The sequence below is a fragment of the Halobellus captivus genome (genome assembly GCF_003697845.1).
Taxonomy (GTDB): Archaea; Halobacteriota; Halobacteria; order Halobacteriales; family Haloferacaceae; genus Halorubrum; species Halorubrum glutamatedens.
This window is the reverse complement of record NZ_RDQE01000002.1, coordinates 71,910-91,795: the sequence shown is the minus strand read 5'-3', so window position 1 is coordinate 91,795 and position 19,886 is coordinate 71,910. Positions and strand designations below refer to the sequence as shown.

At 70.8% G+C, this 19,886-nt stretch carries 22 protein-coding genes; 13 read left to right on the top strand and 9 right to left on the bottom strand.

The annotated features are described in order from the left end of the window. Positions 1-8: 8 nt before the first annotated feature. Genes EAO78_RS02505 through EAO78_RS02495 form a run of 3 tightly spaced genes read right to left on the bottom strand, consistent with a single transcriptional unit; the run spans position 9 to position 1,313 of the window. The gene (locus EAO78_RS02505) at positions 9-347 is read right to left on the bottom strand and encodes a hypothetical protein (RefSeq protein WP_122104289.1); all 339 of its coding nucleotides are present in this window, start codon (positions 345-347) and stop codon (positions 9-11) included. Between the two features lie 3 nt (positions 348-350). After that, positions 351-1,118, bottom strand: a complete 768-nt coding sequence (locus tag EAO78_RS02500) for a hypothetical protein (RefSeq protein ID WP_122104288.1) — start codon at positions 1,116-1,118, stop codon at positions 351-353. A 3-nt stretch (positions 1,119-1,121) separates the two neighbouring features. Continuing rightward, positions 1,122-1,313: a zf-TFIIB domain-containing protein gene (locus EAO78_RS02495; protein WP_122104287.1), complete on the bottom strand. Its 192-nt coding sequence runs from the start codon at positions 1,311-1,313 to the stop codon at positions 1,122-1,124. Between the two features lie 127 nt (positions 1,314-1,440). Here EAO78_RS02495 and EAO78_RS02490 point away from each other — a divergent pair, with 127 nt between their 5' ends. The 5 genes from EAO78_RS02490 to EAO78_RS02470 all read left to right on the top strand — a co-directional run bounded on the left by EAO78_RS02490 (position 1,441) and on the right by EAO78_RS02470 (position 7,033). Further along, entirely contained in the window at positions 1,441-1,677 is a 237-nt protein-coding gene (locus EAO78_RS02490; protein ID WP_122104286.1) for a hypothetical protein, read from the top strand. 73 nt (positions 1,678-1,750) lie between these two features. Further along, positions 1,751-2,692, top strand: coding sequence for a cell division protein CdpA domain-containing protein (locus EAO78_RS02485; RefSeq protein ID WP_122104285.1), 942 nt, complete (start codon positions 1,751-1,753; stop codon positions 2,690-2,692). A 118-nt stretch (positions 2,693-2,810) separates the two neighbouring features. After that, a complete protein-coding gene (locus EAO78_RS02480) occupies positions 2,811-3,698 on the top strand; it encodes a CehA/McbA family metallohydrolase (RefSeq protein ID WP_122104284.1) in 888 nt (295 codons plus the stop codon). A 114-nt stretch (positions 3,699-3,812) separates the two neighbouring features. Beyond that, positions 3,813-5,081 (top strand): molybdopterin molybdotransferase MoeA, encoded by a 1,269-nt coding sequence (locus tag EAO78_RS02475; protein WP_122104283.1) that lies wholly within the window; start codon positions 3,813-3,815, stop codon positions 5,079-5,081. Beyond that, complete coding sequence (locus tag EAO78_RS02470; RefSeq protein WP_122104282.1) at positions 5,078-7,033, top strand: molybdopterin biosynthesis protein; 1,956 nt, start codon at positions 5,078-5,080, stop codon at positions 7,031-7,033. The genes EAO78_RS02475 and EAO78_RS02470 overlap by 4 nt, the downstream gene beginning before the upstream one ends. A 46-nt stretch (positions 7,034-7,079) precedes the next feature. On the opposite strand, the gene EAO78_RS02465 is transcribed toward EAO78_RS02470, so the two are convergent. Continuing rightward, positions 7,080-7,835 carry a DUF2064 domain-containing protein gene (locus EAO78_RS02465; protein WP_122104281.1) on the bottom strand — a complete coding sequence of 252 codons (756 nt, stop codon included), beginning with the start codon at positions 7,833-7,835 and terminating at the stop codon, positions 7,080-7,082. Between the two features lie 30 nt (positions 7,836-7,865). Continuing rightward, positions 7,866-8,462 carry an isopentenyl-diphosphate Delta-isomerase gene (gene idi / locus EAO78_RS02460; protein WP_122104280.1) on the bottom strand — a complete coding sequence of 199 codons (597 nt, stop codon included), beginning with the start codon at positions 8,460-8,462 and terminating at the stop codon, positions 7,866-7,868. Between the two features lie 108 nt (positions 8,463-8,570). Here idi and EAO78_RS02455 point away from each other — a divergent pair, with 108 nt between their 5' ends. Beyond that, positions 8,571-9,986: an ATP-binding protein gene (locus EAO78_RS02455; protein ID WP_122104279.1), complete on the top strand. Its 1,416-nt coding sequence runs from the start codon at positions 8,571-8,573 to the stop codon at positions 9,984-9,986. Between the two features lie 80 nt (positions 9,987-10,066). Here the strand turns inward: EAO78_RS02455 and EAO78_RS02450 are convergent, their stop codons facing one another. Beyond that, positions 10,067-10,648 carry a class I SAM-dependent methyltransferase gene (locus tag EAO78_RS02450; RefSeq protein ID WP_122104278.1) on the bottom strand — a complete coding sequence of 194 codons (582 nt, stop codon included), beginning with the start codon at positions 10,646-10,648 and terminating at the stop codon, positions 10,067-10,069. A 110-nt stretch (positions 10,649-10,758) separates the two neighbouring features. Here EAO78_RS02450 and EAO78_RS02445 point away from each other — a divergent pair, with 110 nt between their 5' ends. Further along, entirely contained in the window at positions 10,759-11,454 is a 696-nt protein-coding gene (locus EAO78_RS02445; protein ID WP_122104277.1) for a GNAT family N-acetyltransferase, read from the top strand. A 5-nt stretch (positions 11,455-11,459) separates the two neighbouring features. Further along, positions 11,460-12,959 carry an FAD-dependent oxidoreductase gene (locus EAO78_RS02440; RefSeq protein WP_122104276.1) on the top strand — a complete coding sequence of 500 codons (1,500 nt, stop codon included), beginning with the start codon at positions 11,460-11,462 and terminating at the stop codon, positions 12,957-12,959. Between the two features lie 66 nt (positions 12,960-13,025). On the opposite strand, the gene EAO78_RS02435 is transcribed toward EAO78_RS02440, so the two are convergent. Next, complete coding sequence (locus EAO78_RS02435) at positions 13,026-13,622, bottom strand: DUF6149 family protein (RefSeq protein ID WP_122104275.1); 597 nt, start codon at positions 13,620-13,622, stop codon at positions 13,026-13,028. A gap of 162 nt (positions 13,623-13,784) precedes the next feature. Between EAO78_RS02435 and EAO78_RS02430 the strand changes: the two genes are divergently transcribed. The 5 genes from EAO78_RS02430 to EAO78_RS02410 all read left to right on the top strand — a co-directional run bounded on the left by EAO78_RS02430 (position 13,785) and on the right by EAO78_RS02410 (position 19,011). Beyond that, a complete protein-coding gene (locus tag EAO78_RS02430; protein WP_122104274.1) occupies positions 13,785-15,026 on the top strand; it encodes an NAD(P)/FAD-dependent oxidoreductase in 1,242 nt (413 codons plus the stop codon). Between the two features lie 158 nt (positions 15,027-15,184). Continuing rightward, positions 15,185-17,377, top strand: coding sequence for a PAS domain S-box protein (locus tag EAO78_RS02425; RefSeq protein ID WP_122104273.1), 2,193 nt, complete (start codon positions 15,185-15,187; stop codon positions 17,375-17,377). Positions 17,378-17,454: 77 nt separating this feature from the next. Beyond that, on the top strand, positions 17,455-17,643 hold the full coding sequence (locus EAO78_RS02420) for a hypothetical protein (RefSeq protein ID WP_122104522.1): 189 nt from the start codon (positions 17,455-17,457) through the stop codon (positions 17,641-17,643). 107 nt (positions 17,644-17,750) lie between these two features. Further along, positions 17,751-18,164 carry a DUF7124 domain-containing protein gene (locus tag EAO78_RS02415; protein ID WP_122104272.1) on the top strand — a complete coding sequence of 138 codons (414 nt, stop codon included), beginning with the start codon at positions 17,751-17,753 and terminating at the stop codon, positions 18,162-18,164. A gap of 55 nt (positions 18,165-18,219) precedes the next feature. Next, entirely contained in the window at positions 18,220-19,011 is a 792-nt protein-coding gene (locus EAO78_RS02410) for a MogA/MoaB family molybdenum cofactor biosynthesis protein (RefSeq protein ID WP_122104271.1), read from the top strand. Positions 19,012-19,087: 76 nt separating this feature from the next. Here EAO78_RS02410 and EAO78_RS02405 read toward each other — a convergent pair whose 3' ends face one another. Together EAO78_RS02405 and EAO78_RS02400 are read right to left on the bottom strand one after the other, a co-directional pair. Beyond that, positions 19,088-19,294: a hypothetical protein gene (locus tag EAO78_RS02405; RefSeq protein WP_122104270.1), complete on the bottom strand. Its 207-nt coding sequence runs from the start codon at positions 19,292-19,294 to the stop codon at positions 19,088-19,090. 57 nt (positions 19,295-19,351) lie between these two features. After that, positions 19,352-19,669 (bottom strand): BolA family protein, encoded by a 318-nt coding sequence (locus EAO78_RS02400; RefSeq protein WP_122104269.1) that lies wholly within the window; start codon positions 19,667-19,669, stop codon positions 19,352-19,354. Positions 19,670-19,886: the final 217 nt, after the last annotated feature.

The following is a 19,886-nucleotide window of genomic DNA, read 5'->3' as shown; positions in this document are numbered from 1 at the left end:
GCCGCGACCTAACGCTTCCCGTCGCCGGCGGCGGGCTCGTCCGGTTCGGTTTCGTCGGCCGATCCCTCCTTCTCCTCCCTCTCCTTCGTTTCCTCGTTCCCCTTCTTCTCCTCCATCTCCTCCTCGGGCGGCGAAGCCTGCCGTAGCTCCCGGAGCTTGTCGACCGCGTCGTCGGGTGCGTCCGACCTGGTCTCGGTGGCTGCACCCGGATCGAGTCGTTCGTCGTCCGGTCCCGCCGGTTCCGTCGGCTCCGATCCGGCCGTCTCCTCGTCGGCCGCCTCGTCCGTCTCCCTCGAACCGCCGAGCAGGCCGCCGAACCACTCGCGAAGCCTCGTGAGGAGTCCCATGGGTCAGTAGTTCCTGAACAGGAGCGCCCGCACGTCGTCCTTGGTGCGGGCCGTCTCGACGTCCCCGTCGGGCAGTTCCACCTCGTACCGCGCGTCGCCGTCGCCCTCCCGCCACTTGTCGTCGTGGGTGTCGAGCAGGCTCATCATCGCGTTCAGCTGGCCGGCACCGCCGTCGGCCGCGTCGTTCTCGTTTCCGTTATCGGCCTCGCCGTCCGCGTCGTCCTCGGCGTTCTCGTCGTCTACGTCGTTTGCGTCGGCCGCGTCGTCTACGTCGGCCGCGTCGGCGTCGGCCCCGGAAACCGTCACGTCCACGTGGGCGAAGGGGTCGTCCGCCAGCCCCGCGGCCGCGTCGAGGATCGCCTCGACCAGCTCGTCCTTGGCCATGTCGCTGCGGCCGGCGACGTCGAACGCGGCGGCGATCGAGTACAGGTCCGAGCGCTCCGCCTCCTCGGGATCGCCGTGTCTCCGGTTGCGTTCGCGGAGCGTCTCGCGGGCCGACTCCCGGTCGAAGGGTTCCGATCTCCCGTCGGCGTCGGAACCCTCGTCGTCGACGCCCTCGGTATCGGCTTCGGAGCCGGATTCCCCGGTTGCCAGCCGATCGGCGTCGGCCGAGCGGTCCGGGTCGTCGACGGCCTCGGCGAGGTCGAGCAGATACGAGAGGACCTCCCCGGTCCCCACGGTCGCGTACGGGCCGGCGTGTCGGTCGGCCAGCTCCGCGCGGAGCGCCTCGATGCGTTCTCGGTGGTCGTCGGTGATATCGAGCGATGACATTCCTCACTCCTCTCTACGCTTGCTCTCCCCGCCGAACCGTTCGAGCGCCTCCTCCCAGCTCTCGACGATGCGGGGCTCGCCGGAGTGGTCGACCTCGACGCCGGCGTAGCCGCAGGCGTCACAGCCGACGGCCTCGGCCCCGCCGAGCGTGAACGTCGTCAGCGCGGATCCACAGCGCGGGCACTCGGTCGACACGGTCTCTCGGGTGAGTGGTGGACGCCGGCCGTGAAAAACACAGGGGTCGAACGGGATTATTTCATGAGTATATCACATCGAATGAACCGATACTAGTATATTAACTCGGTTTGTAGTTCTTTTTGTAATGGGAGCGAACGCGGTCGACACGAACCTTCTCGGCGTGCTGGAAAGCGACACGGACACGATCACGGACGCGGTGGCCTGCGGACGGATCGACCTCGACGACCTGGATCGGTTCGTGGAACGCGTCGAGCGGGGAGACCTCGAGGCGGACCGCGGCGTCGACGCGGTCGTCTGGATCGTCGGATCGCTGCTGCGCGGCGACGCGGCCGGCTGGGAGGAGATGGAGCCGGCGAGCTGAGGCCACGGCGAGGGGTGAGCCGACCCGCGGACGCGGGGGCAACAATCATTAGACTCGGCGGAAACGTCGAGACATGAGCGATCCGAGCGAGACGAACCCGCTTTTCGGCTACTACCGACGGTACATCGGCGACCCGGACCGGGCCGTCGACGTGTACGCCGGGTTCGGGCTCTTCTTCGTGGGGCTCGGCCTGGGGATCGTCGGAATAGCCGTGTTCCTCTACAGCGCGACGTTGCCGTCGAACACGCTCTCGACGTACTCGGTCCGACAGGTGGCCGCGGTCGCCGCCGCCCTCGGACTCCCGGGGCTCCTCCTCGGCGTCGTGGTCCTCCTCCCGGTCGACCGCCGCATGCTCTACCTCGGGAGCGGCGGCGCGGCGGTCTGTCTCGTCGCGGTGGCGTGGTTCGTCAGCGTGTATCCCCACGACTGGAACGTCCCCGAGCCGCCGGACTACAGCGCGCAGGTCGTCGCCCTCTACAGCGTCGGGCTCGTCGCCGTCATCGGCGCGACCGGCGCGGCGCTCGTCGCCCACCGCGTCGAGCAGGCGTCGGCGGCGGGAGCGGCGGGCGGAGTCGGAGCCGCGGCGGCCGGCGGCGCGGCCGACGACGCCGGTTCGGGCGGTGACGGGAGCTCGGGGACCGAAACGGTCACCGACGAGCAGGTCCGCGCAGACATCGAGCGCGAGCTCGACGACGCGGAGCTCACCTGGGGCGGCGTCGAGCGCTCGGAGGGCCGCCGGCTGGAGCTGAACACGACCGCCGTCGACAACGTCGACGTCGACAGCGACGCGCTCTCGGGGTCGGCAACCGAGACGCGGACGACCTCCGGGACGGTGAACGACGCGGTCTCCCAGCTCAAGGGACTCCAGGGCGGCGAGGCGAACACCGCGAGCGGCGAGGGGACCGACGACCAGGCCGCCGCGCTGCGCGAGCTCCGCGAACGGCAGCAGGCCGAGGAGCTGGCGGAGGCCGACGAGGAGTCGGTCGTCGACCGGATCCGCGGGCTGTTCGGTTAGGGCATCGGCTCGTCGTCCCGCCGATCCCCGCCGTTCGCTTCCGATCCCGCCTTCGGCACTCGATCGACGACGGCGGCGCATCGGACCTTTATATATCGTCGACGGCCTACCCGTGGACGTGTCCAGCGTCACCGTCAGGATCGACCTACACGTCCACTCCGAGGACAGCTACGACGGCCACGAGCCGGTCGATCTGATCTTGGAACACGCCGCGGACATCGGCCTCGACGCGGTCGTGATCACCGACCACGACACGATGGGCGAGTCGAGACGCGCGGCCGAACTCGCCCCCGAATACGGGCTCATCGGCATCCCCGGCGTCGAGGTGTCGACCGCTCACGGCCACCTGCTCGCGATCGGGGTCGACCGGATGCCGCCGCGGCGGAAGTCCTACGCGGAGACGGTGACGTGGATCCACGACCACGGCGGGATCGCGGTCGTTCCGCATCCCTTCCAGCGGTCGCGTCACGGGGTCCGGCGGCGACACGTCCCCGTCCCCGAGCCGGATTCCGACGCGGCCGACGGTGGTGACACGGCCGACGGTCGCGACTCGCCCGGCGAAATCGACGAAGTCGACGCCATCGAGGTGTTCAACGCCTGGCTGTTCACCGGCTATCGCAACCGTCGCGCCAGGCGCTTCGCCGCGCTCCACGGCTACCCCGGCGTCGCCGCCAGCGACGCCCACCACCTGAACTACGTCGGCCGGGCGTTCACCGAGTTGACGGTCCGGGGACGAACGTCGGTCGACGACGTCACCGCAGCGGACGTCCTCGCGGCCGTCCGCGAGGGGACGACGAGCGCGAGCGGGAAGCGCGCGCCGGTCCCGATGGCGGCGAGACACTACCTGGTCGCCGCCGGACGGAAGTCCGGGTACTACGCCCGGACGGGCGTCGGCCGCGGGACGGCCGCCGCGGTACGCGGGGCCGCGGAGGCCGCCTCGATGGCTCGGGTCGGCCTCTCACAGGGGGTCCACCGGTTCGGACGGGCGCTCTCGTGGTTCAGGTAGGTCCGCGGATCGGAAGGCCGGGCGATCCGCCGAACCGTTCGATCCGCCGAACCGCTCGGTCCGGCGACCGCCGGGGAAGCGGGGTTTTTGCCCGCGGAGGCGAAACGGACGGCCATGAGCCACGACAGACACGAGGCCGGGTTCAAGCGACGGACTCGCGTCGCCGAGGCGCGGGCGACGCTGGTCGACGCCGCCGAGGCCCACGGCCGGACCGAGACGGTCCCCCTCCCCGACGCCGACGGGCGAGTCCTCGCCGAGCCGATCGACGCGCCCGCACCGGTGCCGGGCTACGACCGGGCGGCGATGGACGGGTACGCGGTCCGCGCGGAGGACACCTTCGGCGCGTCCGACCGGTCGCCGGCCGTCCTGCGGGAGCGGGACCGCGGGGACGGGTCGATCGCACCCGGCGAGGCGGCCCGGGTTCACACGGGGAGCGCCCTTCCCGACGGCGCGGACGCGGTCGTGATGATCGAACACGTCGAGTCGGTCGGCGACGAGGTCGAGACGTTCGACGCGGTCGCGGCCGGCGAGAACGTCGGCGCGGCCGGCGAGGACGTCGCGGACGGCCAGCGCCTCTACGAGGCGGGCGAGACCCTCCGACCGTCCGATCTGGGGCTGTGTAAGTCGGTCGGCCTCGACGAGGTCGTCGTCCACGAGCGTCCGACCGTGGCAGTGATCCCGACCGGCGAGGAGCTCGTCCAGGCGGATCCCGCCCCGGGCGAGGTGATCGAGACGAACGGGCTCACCGTCTCGCGGCTGGTCGAGCGGTGGGGCGGCGAGGCCCGGTACCGGGAGGTCGTCACCGACGACGAGGACGCGCTCGCGGCCGCGATCGAGCGCGACCTCGACGCCGACGTGGTCGTCACCACCGGCGGCTCCTCGGTCGGCGAGCGCGACCTCCTCCCGGAGGTCGTCGACGACCTCGGCGAGGTCCTGGTCCACGGCGTCGCGCTCAAACCCGGTCACCCGGTGTGTCTCGGTCGCGTGGACGGGACGCCCGTGGTGTCGCTTCCGGGGTACCCCGTGGCCTGTATCGTCAACGCGGTCCAGTTCCTTCGTCCCGTGCAGAAGCGCGTGGGCGGAACGACCGCCGACCCGTTCGCGACCCGGCGCGCGCGACTCGACCGCAAGGTCGCGAGCGAGCCCGGCACGCGGACGTTCGCCCGCGTGAAGCTGTCCGACGAGGTCGACGCCGACCGCAACGGGGACGCCGACCGCGACGCGGACGGCCCCGCGTTCGTCGCGACGCCCACCCGCGCGAGCGGGTCGGGCGTCCTCTCGAGCGTCGCGCTCGCGGACGGCTGGGTCGTCGTCCCGGAGCGGAGGGAGGGGCTCGACGCCGGCGCCGTGGTCGACGTCGAGCTCTGGGAGGTGACGGAATGACGGAGCGCAAGGAGTTCCGCGACCTCGCCGAGCCCGACGCTGCCCGCGACGCCATCGCGTCGCTGGATCTGGTGCCGGAGCCCGAATCGGTCCCGCTCGCGGAGGCCAGGGGACGGGTGCTCGCCGAACGGGTCGACGCCGGCATCGACGTGCCGGGGTTCGACCGCGCGTCGATGGACGGCTACGCGGTCCGCGCCCGCGACACGTTCGGCGCCGACGAGGCGGACCCGGTCGAGCTCGACCTCGTCGGCGCGGTCCACGCGGGGGCGACTCCCGAGGTGACCGTCGAGTCCGGGACCTGCGCGGAGGTGTCGACCGGGGCCGTGATGCCGGACGGCGCGGACGCGGTGGTGATGGTCGAGCGCACGGACGAGTCGGCGGGGGGAGGAGACGGGACGGATCGGATCGCGTTCCGGACCTCGGTCGCGCCGGGCGACCACGTGATGGCCGCGGGCGCGGACATCGCCGCGGGGGCTCGCGCGCTCGGTCCCGGAACCCGTCTCACTCCCCGCGAGATCGGGTTGCTCTCGGCGCTCGGCGTCGACGAGGTCCCCGTCCGCGGTCGACCGCGGGTGGGGATCGTCTCCACGGGCGACGAGCTGGTGCGCCCCGGCGACGAACTCGACCCCTCGAGCGGCGAGATCTACGACGTGAACTCGACGACGATCGCCGCGGGGGTCGCGGAGGCCGGCGGCGAGCCCGTCCTCTACCCGCACGCCGGCGACGACTACGCGGAGATGGAGCGGCTGCTCCGGGAGGCGGCCGACGAGTGCGACCTCGTCCTCTCGTCGGGGTCGACCTCCGCGAGCGCGGTCGACGTGATCTACCGCGTGATCGAGGAGCGGGGCGAGCTCCTGCTCCACGGCGTCGCGGTCAAGCCGGGCAAGCCGATGCTGGTCGGGCGGCTCGACCGCGCCGACGGCGGCGAGTCCGCCTACGTCGGGCTCCCCGGCTACCCGGTCTCCGCGCTGACGATCTTCCGGACGTTCGTCGCGCCGGCGGTCCGCGAGGCCGCCGGGCTCCCGGAGCCGCGGACCGCGACCGTCGAGGGACGGATGGCGGTCCGCGAGCGCTACGGCGAGGGACGGCTCCGGCTGATGCCCGTCGGGCTGTTGGACTTGGGCGACGAAACGGCGGCGGACGGACCGGCGGGCGCTCGGGAGAGACCCCTCGTCTACCCCGTCGACAAGGGGTCGGGCGCGACGACGAGCCTCGTCGAGGCAGACGGCGTCGTCGCCGTCGACCCCGACACGGAGTATCTGGAAGCGGGCGAGCCCGTCACGGTCCAGCTGTTCTCGCCGGACGTCCGGCCGCCGACCCTGCTCGGCGTCGGCGAGGACGACCCCGCGGTCAACCGCCTGCTCGACCGGCTCGAGAACCCGCGGTACCTCCCGGTCGGCTCACGTGAGGGATACCGCCGGCTCCGCGACGGCGTCCCCGACGTCGCCGTGACGGCGGGGCCGACCGATCGCGAGGTCGACGACGTCGTCCTCGGCGAGTGGAGGCGGGAGTGGGGCCTCGTCGTGCCCGCCGACAACCCCGAGGGGGTCGAGGGGCTCGCGGACCTCGTCGACCGCGACCTCCGGTTCGTCAACCGGCCGACCGGGACGGGACTCCGACGGGGACTCGACGACGCGCTCGAGGACCTCGCGGCCGAGCGGTCGGCCTCGCCGGGCGAGTTGACCGAGCGGATCGACGGCTACGTGCTGACGCTCCGGGCGTTCGAGAGCCCGGTCCGGCGGGTGCTCGCCGGCGACGCCGACGCCGGGCTCGCCCTGCGCGAGACGGCCGAACGGCTGGACTGTGGGTTCGTCCCGCTCGGCGAGCAGCCGGTCGCCGTCCGCGCGGCGGCCGACCGGGCCGACCGCGAGGCGGTGGCGTCGCTCGCGGACGAACTCGATGACGACGGGATCGCGACGCTGATCGAGGGGATCGCGGGCTACTCGGCGTAGGCGGATCGCGTCGATGACGCGGAACTCATGTCCACGCGCCCGAACCTCAGTCCCGAACGATCCGTTCCTCGCCGTCCTCGACGACCACGTCGAGGCCGTGCTCGTGGACGAACGCCGAGGTGTAGTCGGGGACGATCCGCTCCGCGGCGAAACGCGCCCGCAGCAGCGGGAGCGTGTCGAGGAGGTCGGCGCGCGTCTCGAGGGAGGGGAGCGACCCGACGAAGTCCACGTCGTGGCCCGCGTCGCTCCCGCGGGCGGCGAGCGTCGGGAGCGCGGGGGAGTCGAACGCGCCCTCGAAGTCGATCGGCTCGGCGAAGCCCGCGTAGTACGCCCGTCCCCGGGTCGAGGGTCCGATCACGACCTCGTTCGTCCGGAGTTTCATCGCCGCCGAGTCGATCGTCGTCCGCGAGAGCAGCGGCGCGGTCGGCGTCACGACCGCGACCGAGTCCGCTCCCTCCTCGCGGAGCAGGTGCGTGACGGTGTTGCCGGCGCGCGCGCCGAACGTCGAGCCGACCTGCCGCTCGAAGCGGACGTCGCCGGTCCCGCCGAGCGTGTCGGCCACCAGCGCGCGGAGTTCGGCCTCGGGCGGGGTGTCGGTTCGATGGGGCTCGGGGAGGGAGTCCTCGTCGGGATAGTTGACGAGCAGTTCGCCGCCGGAGCGGTCGACCGCGAGCACGGCGTCGCGGAAGGCGGCCTCGTACAGGTCGGCGGCCTCGGCGGTCGAGAGCGGGGTCGACTCCGCCAGCCCGGTCGCGACGAGCCCCTCGCGGGGCGGGTTCGCAAACACGACGACGACGGTCATAGGGGGAGGGAATCGCGGCTCCGCCTTGAACTACGCGAAGTCGCGTCGCATCGCGATCTCGAACCAGGGACAGAGGCGAAGCTGGCGGTACAGCGCGGGGTTCTCGTGGAGGTGCTCGTAGTCGACCCACATCCGGCCGCCGATCTCGGCGGGGTCGGGATCGAGGTCGGTGTCCTCGAGCGTGACCTTCAGAACCGCACACACCTCCCACTCGACGCCCTCGTTGGGGTAGTAGCGCTTGTACTCGAACCGGTCCGTGACCCGGAGGTCGTCGTACTGGTCGGGCGTGATACCCAGTTCCTCCTCGAGGCGCGTCGCGGTCGCGTCCTCCTGGGACTGTCCCTCGACGGGGTGGGAGGCGACGGTGCCGTCCCAGTGGCCGTCCCACAGCCGCTTGGTCGGCGCGCGCTGGGCCAGCAGGACTCGGCCGTCGGTATCGAAGACGAGACAGGTGAACGCCCGGTGGCGGATCCCGTCGCCGGTGTGGGCGTCGAGCCGGTTGACGGTGCCCTGGGGCGCGTCGTCCGGATCGACGGCGACGACGTCCTGTGTGGCGTTCTCGTGGTCGATGTCGGCGTCGGAACCCCCGCCGTCGGGATCGGGAGCCTCGGCGTCGTCGGAACTCATACCTCCCCGTCTCACACCGAGACTAATAAGGGTTCGATACGGCGCGGAGAGCGCGGATCCGGTCTCGGTTCGACGCGCTTAAACGCCTGCCACGGCTACCCAACGGGGATGAGTGACCCGGCGCTCGACGTTGTCGAGTTCGTTCTGACCACGCACTTCTACACCGAGAACCGCGACCTCGACGAGAACGACCTCCCGCCCCGGTTCCGCCGGGTGTTCTGGTCGGACGACGCGGTCGAGGACGCCCCCGGCGGCGTCGAGCGCCCGCTGAAGGCGACGGACGCCAGCACCCGAACGGCGACCGGCGTCGAACGGCCCTGGGACGCGGTCTCCGACCTCCTCTTCACCCAACACACCGAGTTCTCCGGCGAGATCACGCTCACCCAACCGGCGATGGGCTTGGAGTGGTACCGCGATCACGCCGACGCCGACCGGATCGCCTCGAACCCGACGCTCGTCGCGGCGCTCGCGGCCGCCGACGGCCTCGACGCGCCCGTCTCCCACGAGGAGGCGCGGGACAACGTCCGGCCGATCGAGGCGGACCGCGTCTGGATCGACGCGCTCCTCGAGGAGTACTTCGACGAGGACGAGGACGGCGAGATGCTCGACCTCGTCAACGTCCGCGCGCCCGAGGAGATCGAGACCACGCTCGCCGACCTCGTGTTGACCGGCGACCAGGAGGAGGAGATCCAGAAGATCGTCAAGGCGATCGAACACCGCGAGTACCTCGCGAGCATCGGGCTCCGCGAGATCGGAAAGCTGCTCTTCGTCGGCCCGCCGGGGACCGGGAAGACCACGGTCTCGCGGGCGCTCGCCCACCAGCTCGGGATCCCGCTCGTCGAGGTGAAGATGTCGATGATCACGAGCCAGTACCTCGGCGAGACGGCCAAGAACGTCGAGAAGACCTTCGAGGTGGCGAAGCGGCTCTCGCCGTGTATCCTCTTCATCGACGAGTTCGACTCGGTCGCGAAGACGCGCCGCTCGGACGAACACGCCGCGCTCAAGCGCGCGGTCAACACCCTGCTCAAGTCGATCGACGAGGTGTCGCTCGTCCGCGACGAGGTGCTCCTCATCGGCGCGACGAACCACCCGGACCAGCTCGACGCGGCCGCCTGGCGGCGCTTCGACGAGATCGTCAACTTCCCCAAGCCCGACCGGAACATGCGCGCCGACATCCTCCGCGTGGTTACCCGCGAGATGAAGATCGCCGACTTCGACCCGGAGGAGGTCGCCGACCGAACCACCGGCCTCACGGGGTCGGACCTCCGCATGGTGCTTCGGGAGGCCGTCCTGGGCGCGCTGACCGAGGACCGCATGACGATCACCCAGGAGGACGTCATGGAGGCGGTCGCGGACTTCGAGGAGCGGGACAACCTCAAGAACATGGACATGATCGACGGCGAGGGCGCGGAGGTGCTCGGCGAGACCGACGACAGCGGACCCGACCACGGCGGCGGCCACGACCACGGAGAGGGCCACGAGCACGACGACGACGCCCACGCGCACGGCCACCCGCAGGACTAGTCGCACGGACCGGTTTTCAGGCTACTCGCACACGGACCGCTTTTTAGACTAACTCGACGGGTCGCCGTAGACGGACCCCTTCAGCGATCGGCTCGCACCCCCGAGACGGTGTAGCCGAACCCGCGGTCGACGACCGCCGGGTCGAATCCGGCCGCCTCCATGTCGTCCGCGAGCGCGTCGGGCGTCGAGAACCGCGACCCCATGCCGATCGCGTGCTCGGCGGCGACGAGGAGCCGCCCGAGCGGGTGCGTGGGATCGAACTCGCGAACGACGAGGACGCCGCCGGGCGCGACGACCCGCCCCGCCTCCCGGAGCGCGGCCTCCCGGTCCGGCAGGTGGTGGAACGCGTCGACGACCATGACCGCGTCGACGCTCCCGTCGCGGAACGGGAGTCGCCCCGCGTCGCCGGCGACCGCCGACAGTCCCCGTGCGTTCCGCGCCCGACGGAGCATCCCGGACGAGACGTCGACGACGGTGACGTCGGGACCCGTCAGCGCGGCCGACGCGCGCCCGGAGCCGCCGCCGACGTCGAGCAGCCGGTCGATCGGTCGCTCCGCCCGGTCGAACCCCGCCGAGAGCGCCGCGCCGTTCGCGGGCGGCATGACGAGGTCGTACAGCGGCGCGATCCGGTCGAAGAAGCGGACGTCGCCGAGGCCGTACATGGCGTCCGGTGCGGCCGGCGCGGAGTTATATGCCTCGGTCGAAGTGGCTGCCGGCGGTCCCTGCACGTCCCACCGGGACGGTTTAGCGGCCGGAACGCGTGTTCCCGTGCATGGAGTTCACGGTGCCCGGTGCGCCGGGCGAGGGGACGACGTGCCGGCTCGACTACCGGGCGTTCGCGTACGCCGGGAAGTTCGTCGTCGGCGACACGGGCAAGGCGCTCCTCCGGACCGGGGACGGCTCCGACGCCGTTCCCGAGTGGACGCCCGCGGAGCCGCTTCCCGAGACCGTCGATCCGGACGAGTTCGAGACGGACGTCCTCGCGGCGGTCTCGTTCTCGCCGGACCGTACCGACCCCGCGTGCTGTCGGCTCCGATACGTCACCGTCCACGTCGCGCGACGCGGCGAGGGGGTCGGTCCCGAGCTGATCCGACGGACCGTCCCGTGGCTCGCGGACGCGGGGTACGACCGCGTCCGGATCGCGGTCAACAACCCGTTCGCCTACGAAGCGCTCTACAAGTGCGGGTTCGCCTACACCGGCGAGGAGACGGGACTCGCCGAACTCGAACTGGAGCGATCCGCCGACTCGCCCGCATCGAACCACGACGACCTCGAGCGGTACCGCGCCGGCCTGACCGTCTTCCGCGACCGCGACGGCGACGCCCCCGATGCGGTTCGACGGTTCCTCGCCGAGCGGCTCGACGGCGAAGGGGACGGTTCCGCCGGTCCGCCCGACCTCGTCAACCCGACCGATCCCGCCGACCCGACCGATCCCCGCAACACACTTACCGACGACGGCCCGTCCTAGACGACATGTACGTCGTCGTCGGCGGCGGGCTCGCCGGACTCTCGGCGGCCGCCAGGCTCCGGGAAGCGGGCCACGAGGTCCGGGTCTTCGAGGCGAGCGACGCGGTCGGCGGCCGCGCGCGTACCGTCGACACCGCCGGCGACCCCCTGGAGCGGTTCCCGCACTACGTCTCCCCGACGGCCGACGCCCTCCCGTCGCTCGCGGCCGATCTCGGCCTCGGCGACCGGATCGCCCGGCGACGCGGCCGGACCGCCCGCTACCGCGACGGGGTCGTCCACCGGCTCGACGCCCCGTGGGAACGGCTGGCGTATCCGGGAACCGGGGTCGTCGACGCGGTTCGATTCGTGCGCCTCACACGCGCGGTTCGGGCCCTCGATGACGCGAGCGACGACGGAAGCGACGGGTCCGTTTCCCGTGCCGATCTCGACGCGACGACGGCCGAGAGGTTCGTCGTCGATCGGGCGTCGCGTACGACCTACGAGGGGTACGTCGAGCCGGACCTCCGCGCGGCGTTCGGCGACCGCGCCGGCGAGGTCTCCGCGGCGTGGCTCGCGCCGTGGCTCCGATCGTGGGCGGCGCGGAACCGGCGCGGGACGGCGGTCGACTACGTCGACGGCTCGACCGGCCGCCTCGTGGACGCGATCATCGAATCGATCGGTGAAGGGGCGGTTAGAACGGGGAGCCGCGTCATCCGGGTAGATCCCGTGGGCGGCCGTGGCGGCACCGACGCTGCGGGCGGCCGTGTCGGTTCCGACGCCGCGGTGGCGGTGACCGTCGAGACGCCGGCGGGCCGTCGGATCGTCGAGTGTGCGGGCGTCGTCGTCGCCGGCGGTCCGTCGACGCTTCGGGACGTGTCGGGGGTCGATCCCGGCGTCGAGGCGGTCCCCGGGACGTGTGCGCTCGTCACGACGGCCGAGCCGATCGTCGACTCGTGGCGGATGACGGTCGAGCCCGGGGCGCTCTCCGGCGGCGGGGACGCACCGTTCGGAACGCTGTTGGCGCACACGGACCTGGTCCCGCCCGCCCGATACGGCGGCGAGCACCTGACGTATCTGGTCGGCCGCGGAGGAGGACCCGCCGACGGCGACGACGGATCGGTCCGGGATCGATGGCTCTCGGCGCTCGAGGACCTGTTTCCGTCGTTTTCGAGGGAGGACGTTCGATCGATCCACGTCGCTCGCGATCCCGCCGCGGCCGTGGCGAGGTCCCCCGGCGAGCGCGTGCCGGTCGACCTCGCCGCGGCCGGGATACCGGGCGTCACGTACGCCGGCCCGGGGAGCCACGTCGACCCGTTCGGCGGGTCGCCGGAGGCGCGGGTCGCCGCGGGCGTCGCGGCCGCCGAGGCGTTGATGGATCCGGGAACGCCGACGGAAGCCGGAGCGGTGATGGACGCCGAAACGGCGACGAACTCCGGGACGACGGCGGATCACGGAACGACGGTGGATCCCGAACCGACGGCGGATCCGGCGAGCGAGCGGGACGGATCCGGCTTCGAGTGGGGCTGAGATGGACCGGGAGAGGGACCGTCGGTTCACCCCGAGGGCTCCGCCCGGGCGCTGGCTTCGCCCCGCTCAGGCGCTCGCTTCGTCCTCGTCGAGCCCGGGCGCGGCGGCGGGATCGACCTCCTCGGGCTCCTCGGTGTCGCCGCCGACGACCGTCTCGCCGTCGTCGGTCTCCACGTACACGTCGTCGGCGAAGCCGGCGAGAGCGTTCTCGTACTCCGGCGTCTCGAGTCGCTCCGGGGTCTCCGGCGCGTCCGCGATCCCGTCGGCCGGGCGGAACTCCCCGAGCGGGTCGTCGATCGTGATCCCGTATCTCGAGAAGAACGACTCGTACCGGCGGTAGTGCTCCTCCAGCTCGTCGCCGGGGATCTCCATCATCTCCGTCCACCCGTGATTGAAGAAGTCGAAGTTGGCCTGTACGTGGGTGATCTCGCGGGCCTCCGCCTCCGGGAAGCCGGCCTCGAGGGCGGCGACGTAGGCGTCCATCGTCGCGTCGAAGAAGTCGTCGAGGTGTTCCCTCCGCTCCTCCCGGCGCTCCTCGTCGGCCTTGTTGAGGAAGATGCTCGTGTGGAGGTCGACGAGCTTGTCGTTGGCGACGTCGCCGACCACCGGGGTCGTGAGCGCCTTCTTCGCGGCCCAGTGGCGGATGTTCTGCCGGATCTTCATACCGCGTGTTGGGCGGCGACGACCTTGAATCTGTGGCGACCGCGGCCGCTCCGGGACGCGAATTCCGGAGGGAGGGGACGGTCACGAGGGGCGAGCGAGGGACTGTCACGGTTCTGAACGCGGATGACAATCCACATTAACCCCCAATCCGAAACGCCGCCCATGAGCGATTCGTACGTGATCGTCGGGGACGGGATCGCGGGGGCCTCCGCGGCGGAGACCCTCCGCGAGGAAGCGCCTGACGCCGAGATCACGGTCATCACCGAGGAGGGGGAGTCCCTCTACAACCGGATCCTGATAAAGGAGTTCGCGAAGGGGAAACTCCCCGAAGCGCCGATCTCGATCCACGACGAGTCGTGGTACGACGACCACGACGTCGACCTCCGGTTGAACACGCTGGTCGTCGACATCGACGTCGAGAACGACGCGATCCGAACCCACGAGGACGAGGTCGTCGAGTACGACTCGCTGCTCCTGGCGATCGGCGGCACGCCCCAGCAGCTACCGGTCGAGAACGCCGACGCCGAGGGGATCCACCACTTCTGGACGTTCCAGGACGCCCGGCGGATCAAGGAGAGCGTCGAGGGCGCCGAGCGGGGCGTCATCGTCGGCGCGGGACTGCTCGGCATCGACTTCGCGGCGATCTGCGGCGCGCAGGACGTGGAGGCGAAGTACCTGATGCGCGGCGACTCCTGGTGGCGGTACGCCCTCTCCAACGAGGGCGCGGAGATCATGCACGAGGCGATGCGCGAGCGCGGCGTGGAGCCGGTGTTCGACTCGGGCGTGGACCGCTTCGAGGTCGACGACGACGGGCGCGTCGAGGCGGCCGTCGACCCGAACGGCGAGCGCTACGAGTGCGACTTCGCGGGCGTGGCGATCGGGTTGAACATGAACACGGAGATCGTCGAGGGGACGCCCATCGAGACCGACGACGGGATCGTCGTCGACGAGTACATGCGGACGAACGTCGACAACGTGTTCGCCGCCGGCGACGTCACCACCTTCGAGGACCTCGTCCTCGGCCAGCAGGCCAAGAACGGCTCGTGGGGGTCGGCGAAGGAGCAGGGGACGATCGCCGCCCGCAACATGACCGAGTACGGCAGCGCGGAGTTCGAGTGGGTCTCCTCGTACTCCATCACGCACTTCGACTTCCCCTTCCTCTCGTTCGGTCATCCGACGCTCGGCGACGACTCGGTGGAGGCGACCACCGACGAGGGGGAGTGGCGTCGCGTCGCGCTGAAGGACGGTCGGATCGTCGGCGGCGTGCTCATCGGCGACCTCTCGCCGCAGTCGGCGTTCAAACAGCTGATGCGTGAGAAGCGGGACGTGAGCGGTCAGACGGAGCTTCTGATGGAGCCCGGCTTCTCCGTCGACGACCTGGCCGCGTCGACGACGGAGCACTGACCGGCCGGCCGAGCGCCGACCGGCGGAGCAGGACCGACCGGCGGAACACTGACCGGACGGCAGTCAGGGGTCACCCCCGAAGCTGTCTCCCGCGCCGCCTTCCCACCTTCTCGAAGGGAGCAGTACCTTTTCACGTCGTGACGACCTGCGGATCGGTAATGTCACGCCACACCCCCGACGACCGGCCGGACTCGTTCGACGACGGGGTCCTCGCGTCGTTCGTCGAGGGGAGTTCCGACCCGGTGATCTCGCTCGACGACGGGGGGGCGGTCGTCTACGCGAACCCGGCGGTCGAATCGGTGCTCGGGTACGCCCCCGACGACCTCCTCGGTCGGCGGATCACGTCGCTGATCCCCGACGAAACCGCCGAACGGCGAGCGCGTTCGCTCCGTGCGCGTCTCGGGGACCCCGAGCGACTCGTCGGAGCGGGCGACGTCACGATCCCGATCGCGTCCGTCGACGGGGAGGTCCACGCCTTCTCGGCTCGGTTCCACGACCACGAGGCCGACGGAGGGAGCGTGTACACCGGCACCTTTCGGGAGCACGCCGAGGGCGACAGGCGACGGACGTTTCGAAACCTGGTCGAGCAGGCGGGCCACGCGATCTACGTCACCGACCCCGACGGAACGATCGAGTACGTCAACCCGGCGTTCACCGAACACACCGGCTACGAGGCCGAGGAGGCGATCGGCGAGACGCCGGCGATACTCAACTCCGCGAGGATGTCCGACGACTACTTCGAGTCGCTGTGGGAGACCATCCGCGCGGGCGAGGTGTGGGAGGAGGAGATCGTCGACCGGCGGAAGAACGGCGAGTTGTATCACGCCCACCAGACCATCGCGCCGGTCCTCGACGAGGCGGGAACCGTCACGCGGTTCGTCGCGATCCAGACGGACATCACCGAGCGGAAGGCGGCCGTGGGACGACTGGAACGGTATCGTGCCATCGTCGAGCAGTTGGAGGAGCCCATCCTGTTACAGAACCTCGAGGGCGAGTTCGAACTGCTCAACGAGGCCGTAAGCGAGTTCGCGGGCGTCCCGCGGGAGGAGTTGTACGGGAACGACGAGTTCGCGTTCATGGATCCCGAGACGGCGACGACGATCGACGAACGCCGGACGGACGTGCTCGAGACCGAGGAGACGGCCGAGTACGAGGTCACTCCGACGTTCGAGCGGAGCGGGCGCGAGGCGACGTTCAGCACGCGGCGGTACCCGTACTACGACGCCGACGGCGAGCTGGCGGGGACGTTCGCGATCTGTCGGGACGTGACCGACATCAAGGCCCGCGAGCGGGAGCTGGAGCAGTTCAAACACGCCATCGACGGCGCGACGGACCTGATCGCCGCCGTCGACCACGACGGACGGTTCCTATTCGCCAACCGACAATACCGGACGTACCACGGGATCGGGGATACGGACGTGAGCGGGCTCACGGTCGGCGACGTCGTCGACGACGAGCAGTATCCGGACGTGAAACGCCACGTCGACCGCGCGCTCCGGGGGCACTCGATCGAGTACCGGACGACGCGGACCCATCCGGACCGGGGGATTCGCACGTTCGACGTGCGCTACTACCCGCTCGACGCCTCCGGGGAGAACGTCGAAGCGGCCGGAGTCGTCGGCGTCCTTCGGGACGTGACCGACAGCGAGAACCGGACCCGTCAGCTCCGCGTCGTCGATCGGGTGTTACAACACAACCTCCGGAACGCCCTGACCGTGATCCGCGGTCGAGCGAAACAGGTCCTCGACCGGGACGCGGGGACGACCACCGAGGCGGACGCCGCCGACCTCGCCGAGTCGGCGTCCGCCATCGTCTCGCGTGCCGACGAACTCCTGACGACGAGCGAGAAGGCCCATCACATCACCGAGGTGCTGAGCGACCCGACGGAGCCGGAGCCGGTCGACGTCGGCGAGACGGTCGACCAGCTCGTCGAGTCGACGGCGGCGGAGTTCCCCGCGGCGACGGTCTCGGCGTCGACGCCGGCGGAAGGCGAGGCCGTCGCGTCCGCGACCGAGTGGATCGATCGAGCGATAGAGGAGCTGATCCACAACGCCATCGTCCATCACGACCGGGACCGGCCGTCCGTCGAGGTCTCCGTGGGGACAACGGCGGAGACGGTGGTGATCGAGGTCACGGACGACGGGCCCGGACTGGACGGGATGAACCGCGACGTGTTGGAGACCGGCCGGGCGGTCGACGCGCTGTATCACGGCAGCGGACTGGGCCTGTGGCTCGTGTATTGGGTGCTCCAGCAGTCCGGCGGGTCGGCGACGGTCGCGGACGCCGATCCTCGAGGCATCGTCGTGACGGTCACGCTGCCGCGCCGCGACGTTCGCGCCGACGACCCGTGACCGCCGACCTCTCCAAAAGAGTTAACAAATACCATGATAAATAGTACCATATGGCGTTCCGAGACGAGGGACGACGGATGCGGCTGCGTCGCACCGGGAGAGTGCCACCCGACGCGCGGGTCCGTCACTACGACGAGCTCGACGAGGCGACGCAGGCGGCCGTCGCCGAGCTGGCGGGGCGGCCGCGGACCGCGCCGGAGTCGGCGGACCTCGAGGACGGCGACGTGGTGAAGTTCACCGACTACTACCGGATCCGCGCCCGCTGAGTCGGCCGTGACCCTCGGTCGTTCGCGTTCGTTTCTCGCTCGGAGTTCTCGATCGCGACTCACGCGAGAAGCGAAGTCGTTTTCGCCCGCGACGCGAAAGGTGAGGCATGGACAGCGGCGGATCAAGCGACATGACGCTGGGGTTCGAACTCGAGGCGCTGAAGACACTCGCCGACCCGAACGCGGTGTTCAGCGGCGCCCGACAGTGGACGGAGTACGTCGGGGTCGTAAGCGAGAAGCCGACGTACGTCGTCACGAACTTCACCCGGAAACACCGCGTGCGCCAGGACTTCTTCTCCGGACCGCGCGGCGTCGAGGAGAGCTTGGAGAACATCAGGAGCCAGTTCGACACCGACCGGCACGTCTTCGTCGGCGTCGACGAGGACGACGCCGCGGTCGCCGAGGCGACCGGCTGGGAGTTCCTCGACGTCGAGGACGCCGCGGAGGCCGCAGGGTGGACCCTCGCGACGCCGGAGGAGGCCGAGGAATCCGAGGAGGCCTCCCGCGACGACTGGCCCTGAGAGGCCCCCGCCCGCGACGAGTGACGTTTTCACGTCCCCGAACGAACGGCCGTACATGAGCGACGACGATCACGATCATCACGGTCACGTCGACGATAGTCACGGCGGCCACGATAGCCACGACCACGACGATCACGGCGGCCACGATAGCCACGACCACGACGATCACGGCGGCCACGATAGCCACGACCACGACGATCACGGCGGCCACGACCACGACGATCACGGCGGCCACGACCATCACGCACACGACGCGGCGACGGTCGCAGTCGCCGTCGTCACGGTCTCCTCGTCTCGATCACTGGACGAGGACGCCTCCGGCGACCGGATCGTGGAGACCTTCGAGGACGCGGGCCACGAGGTCGCGGTTCGCGAGCTCGTCGACGACGACTTCGACGGGGTTCAGGGGACCGTCGACCGGCTCGCGCGACGCGAGGACACCGACGCCATCGTGACGACCGGCGGCACGGGCGTGACCCCCGACGACGTCACGCCCGAGGCGGTCGACCCGCTCTTCGAGAAGGAGTTACCCGGCTTCGGCGAGCTGTTCCGCCGGCTCTCGGCCGAGGAGATCGGCACGCGAACGGTCGGATCGCGCGCGACCGCGGGCGTCGTCGACGGAACCCTGGTCTGTTGTCTCCCCGGCTCGGAGAACGCGGTTCGCCTCGGCGTCGAGGAGATCATCCTCCCGGAGGTCGGTCATCTCACGGGGTTGGCCGATCGGGGCGCGGAATCGTCCGACGGTGGCGACGGCGATGTCGACGATGCCAGCGCGGACATCGGCGGCGACGGCGACGAAAACGACGACGGTGATGGCGACGCCGACGCGGACGCCACCGATCGCTGAACCGGTCCTCCCTTCCGGGTCGAAGATCCCTCGTCGCCCCCGAACCGCGGAGTCAGTCCCGCTCCCGGCCCGAACGTCAGTCCCGCTCCCGGCCCGCCGCCCATCCGCCGAGCGCGACGAGCCCGCCGTTCATGACGAGGAACGCGACGACGACGAGGCCGAACGCGGGATCGATCCGGCTCGCTCGGCGGTACACGCCGGCGAGAAAGAGGAGGACGAAGGGCATCACGACCGGCCAGGAGGCGTCTCGGAGCCGATCGAGCGTGGAGGGTGACGGGCTCATGCGAGGACCGACGATCGCCGGGACCGAAAGCCTCCCGGAGGTCGCACCCGCTCGACGCTATTCGACCGGGAGCAGTCCGGCCGTCCGGAGGTCGTCGTCCAGGTTCCCGTCGCCGTGTTCGGCGTACGCCTCGGGCGTGTACGTCTTGATCTCCAGCGCGTGGACCGAGCGGGTCATGTGGTCGCCGACGGCGTCGTACACCCGCTGGTGCTGGTCGACGAGCGACTCGCCATCGAAGGCGGGCGAGACGACGACCGCGGCGAAGTGGGCGTCCTCGTCCTCGTCGTCGTGGATCCGCGGGGTCGACACCCGCGCGACCGCGTCCGGGATCCCCGACTCGATCAGCTCCTCGACCCGTGCCGTGTCGATGGTCATGGTTCTCCTTCCGTCGTGTACGGGCAAAAACCGACCGGGATCTCCCGGGCGGGGACGCCTCACGAGACGCCACGCCGGCTCGCTCGTTGCACGCCGGCTCGCTCGTCGTCCGCCCGCCGGAAGATGAACGAACCGACTAAATCCCTTGCCGAGAGAGTGTACTCCATGACCCCGTGTTCGAAGCCAGTCGTGTCGATCGTCGACGACGACGTCACGA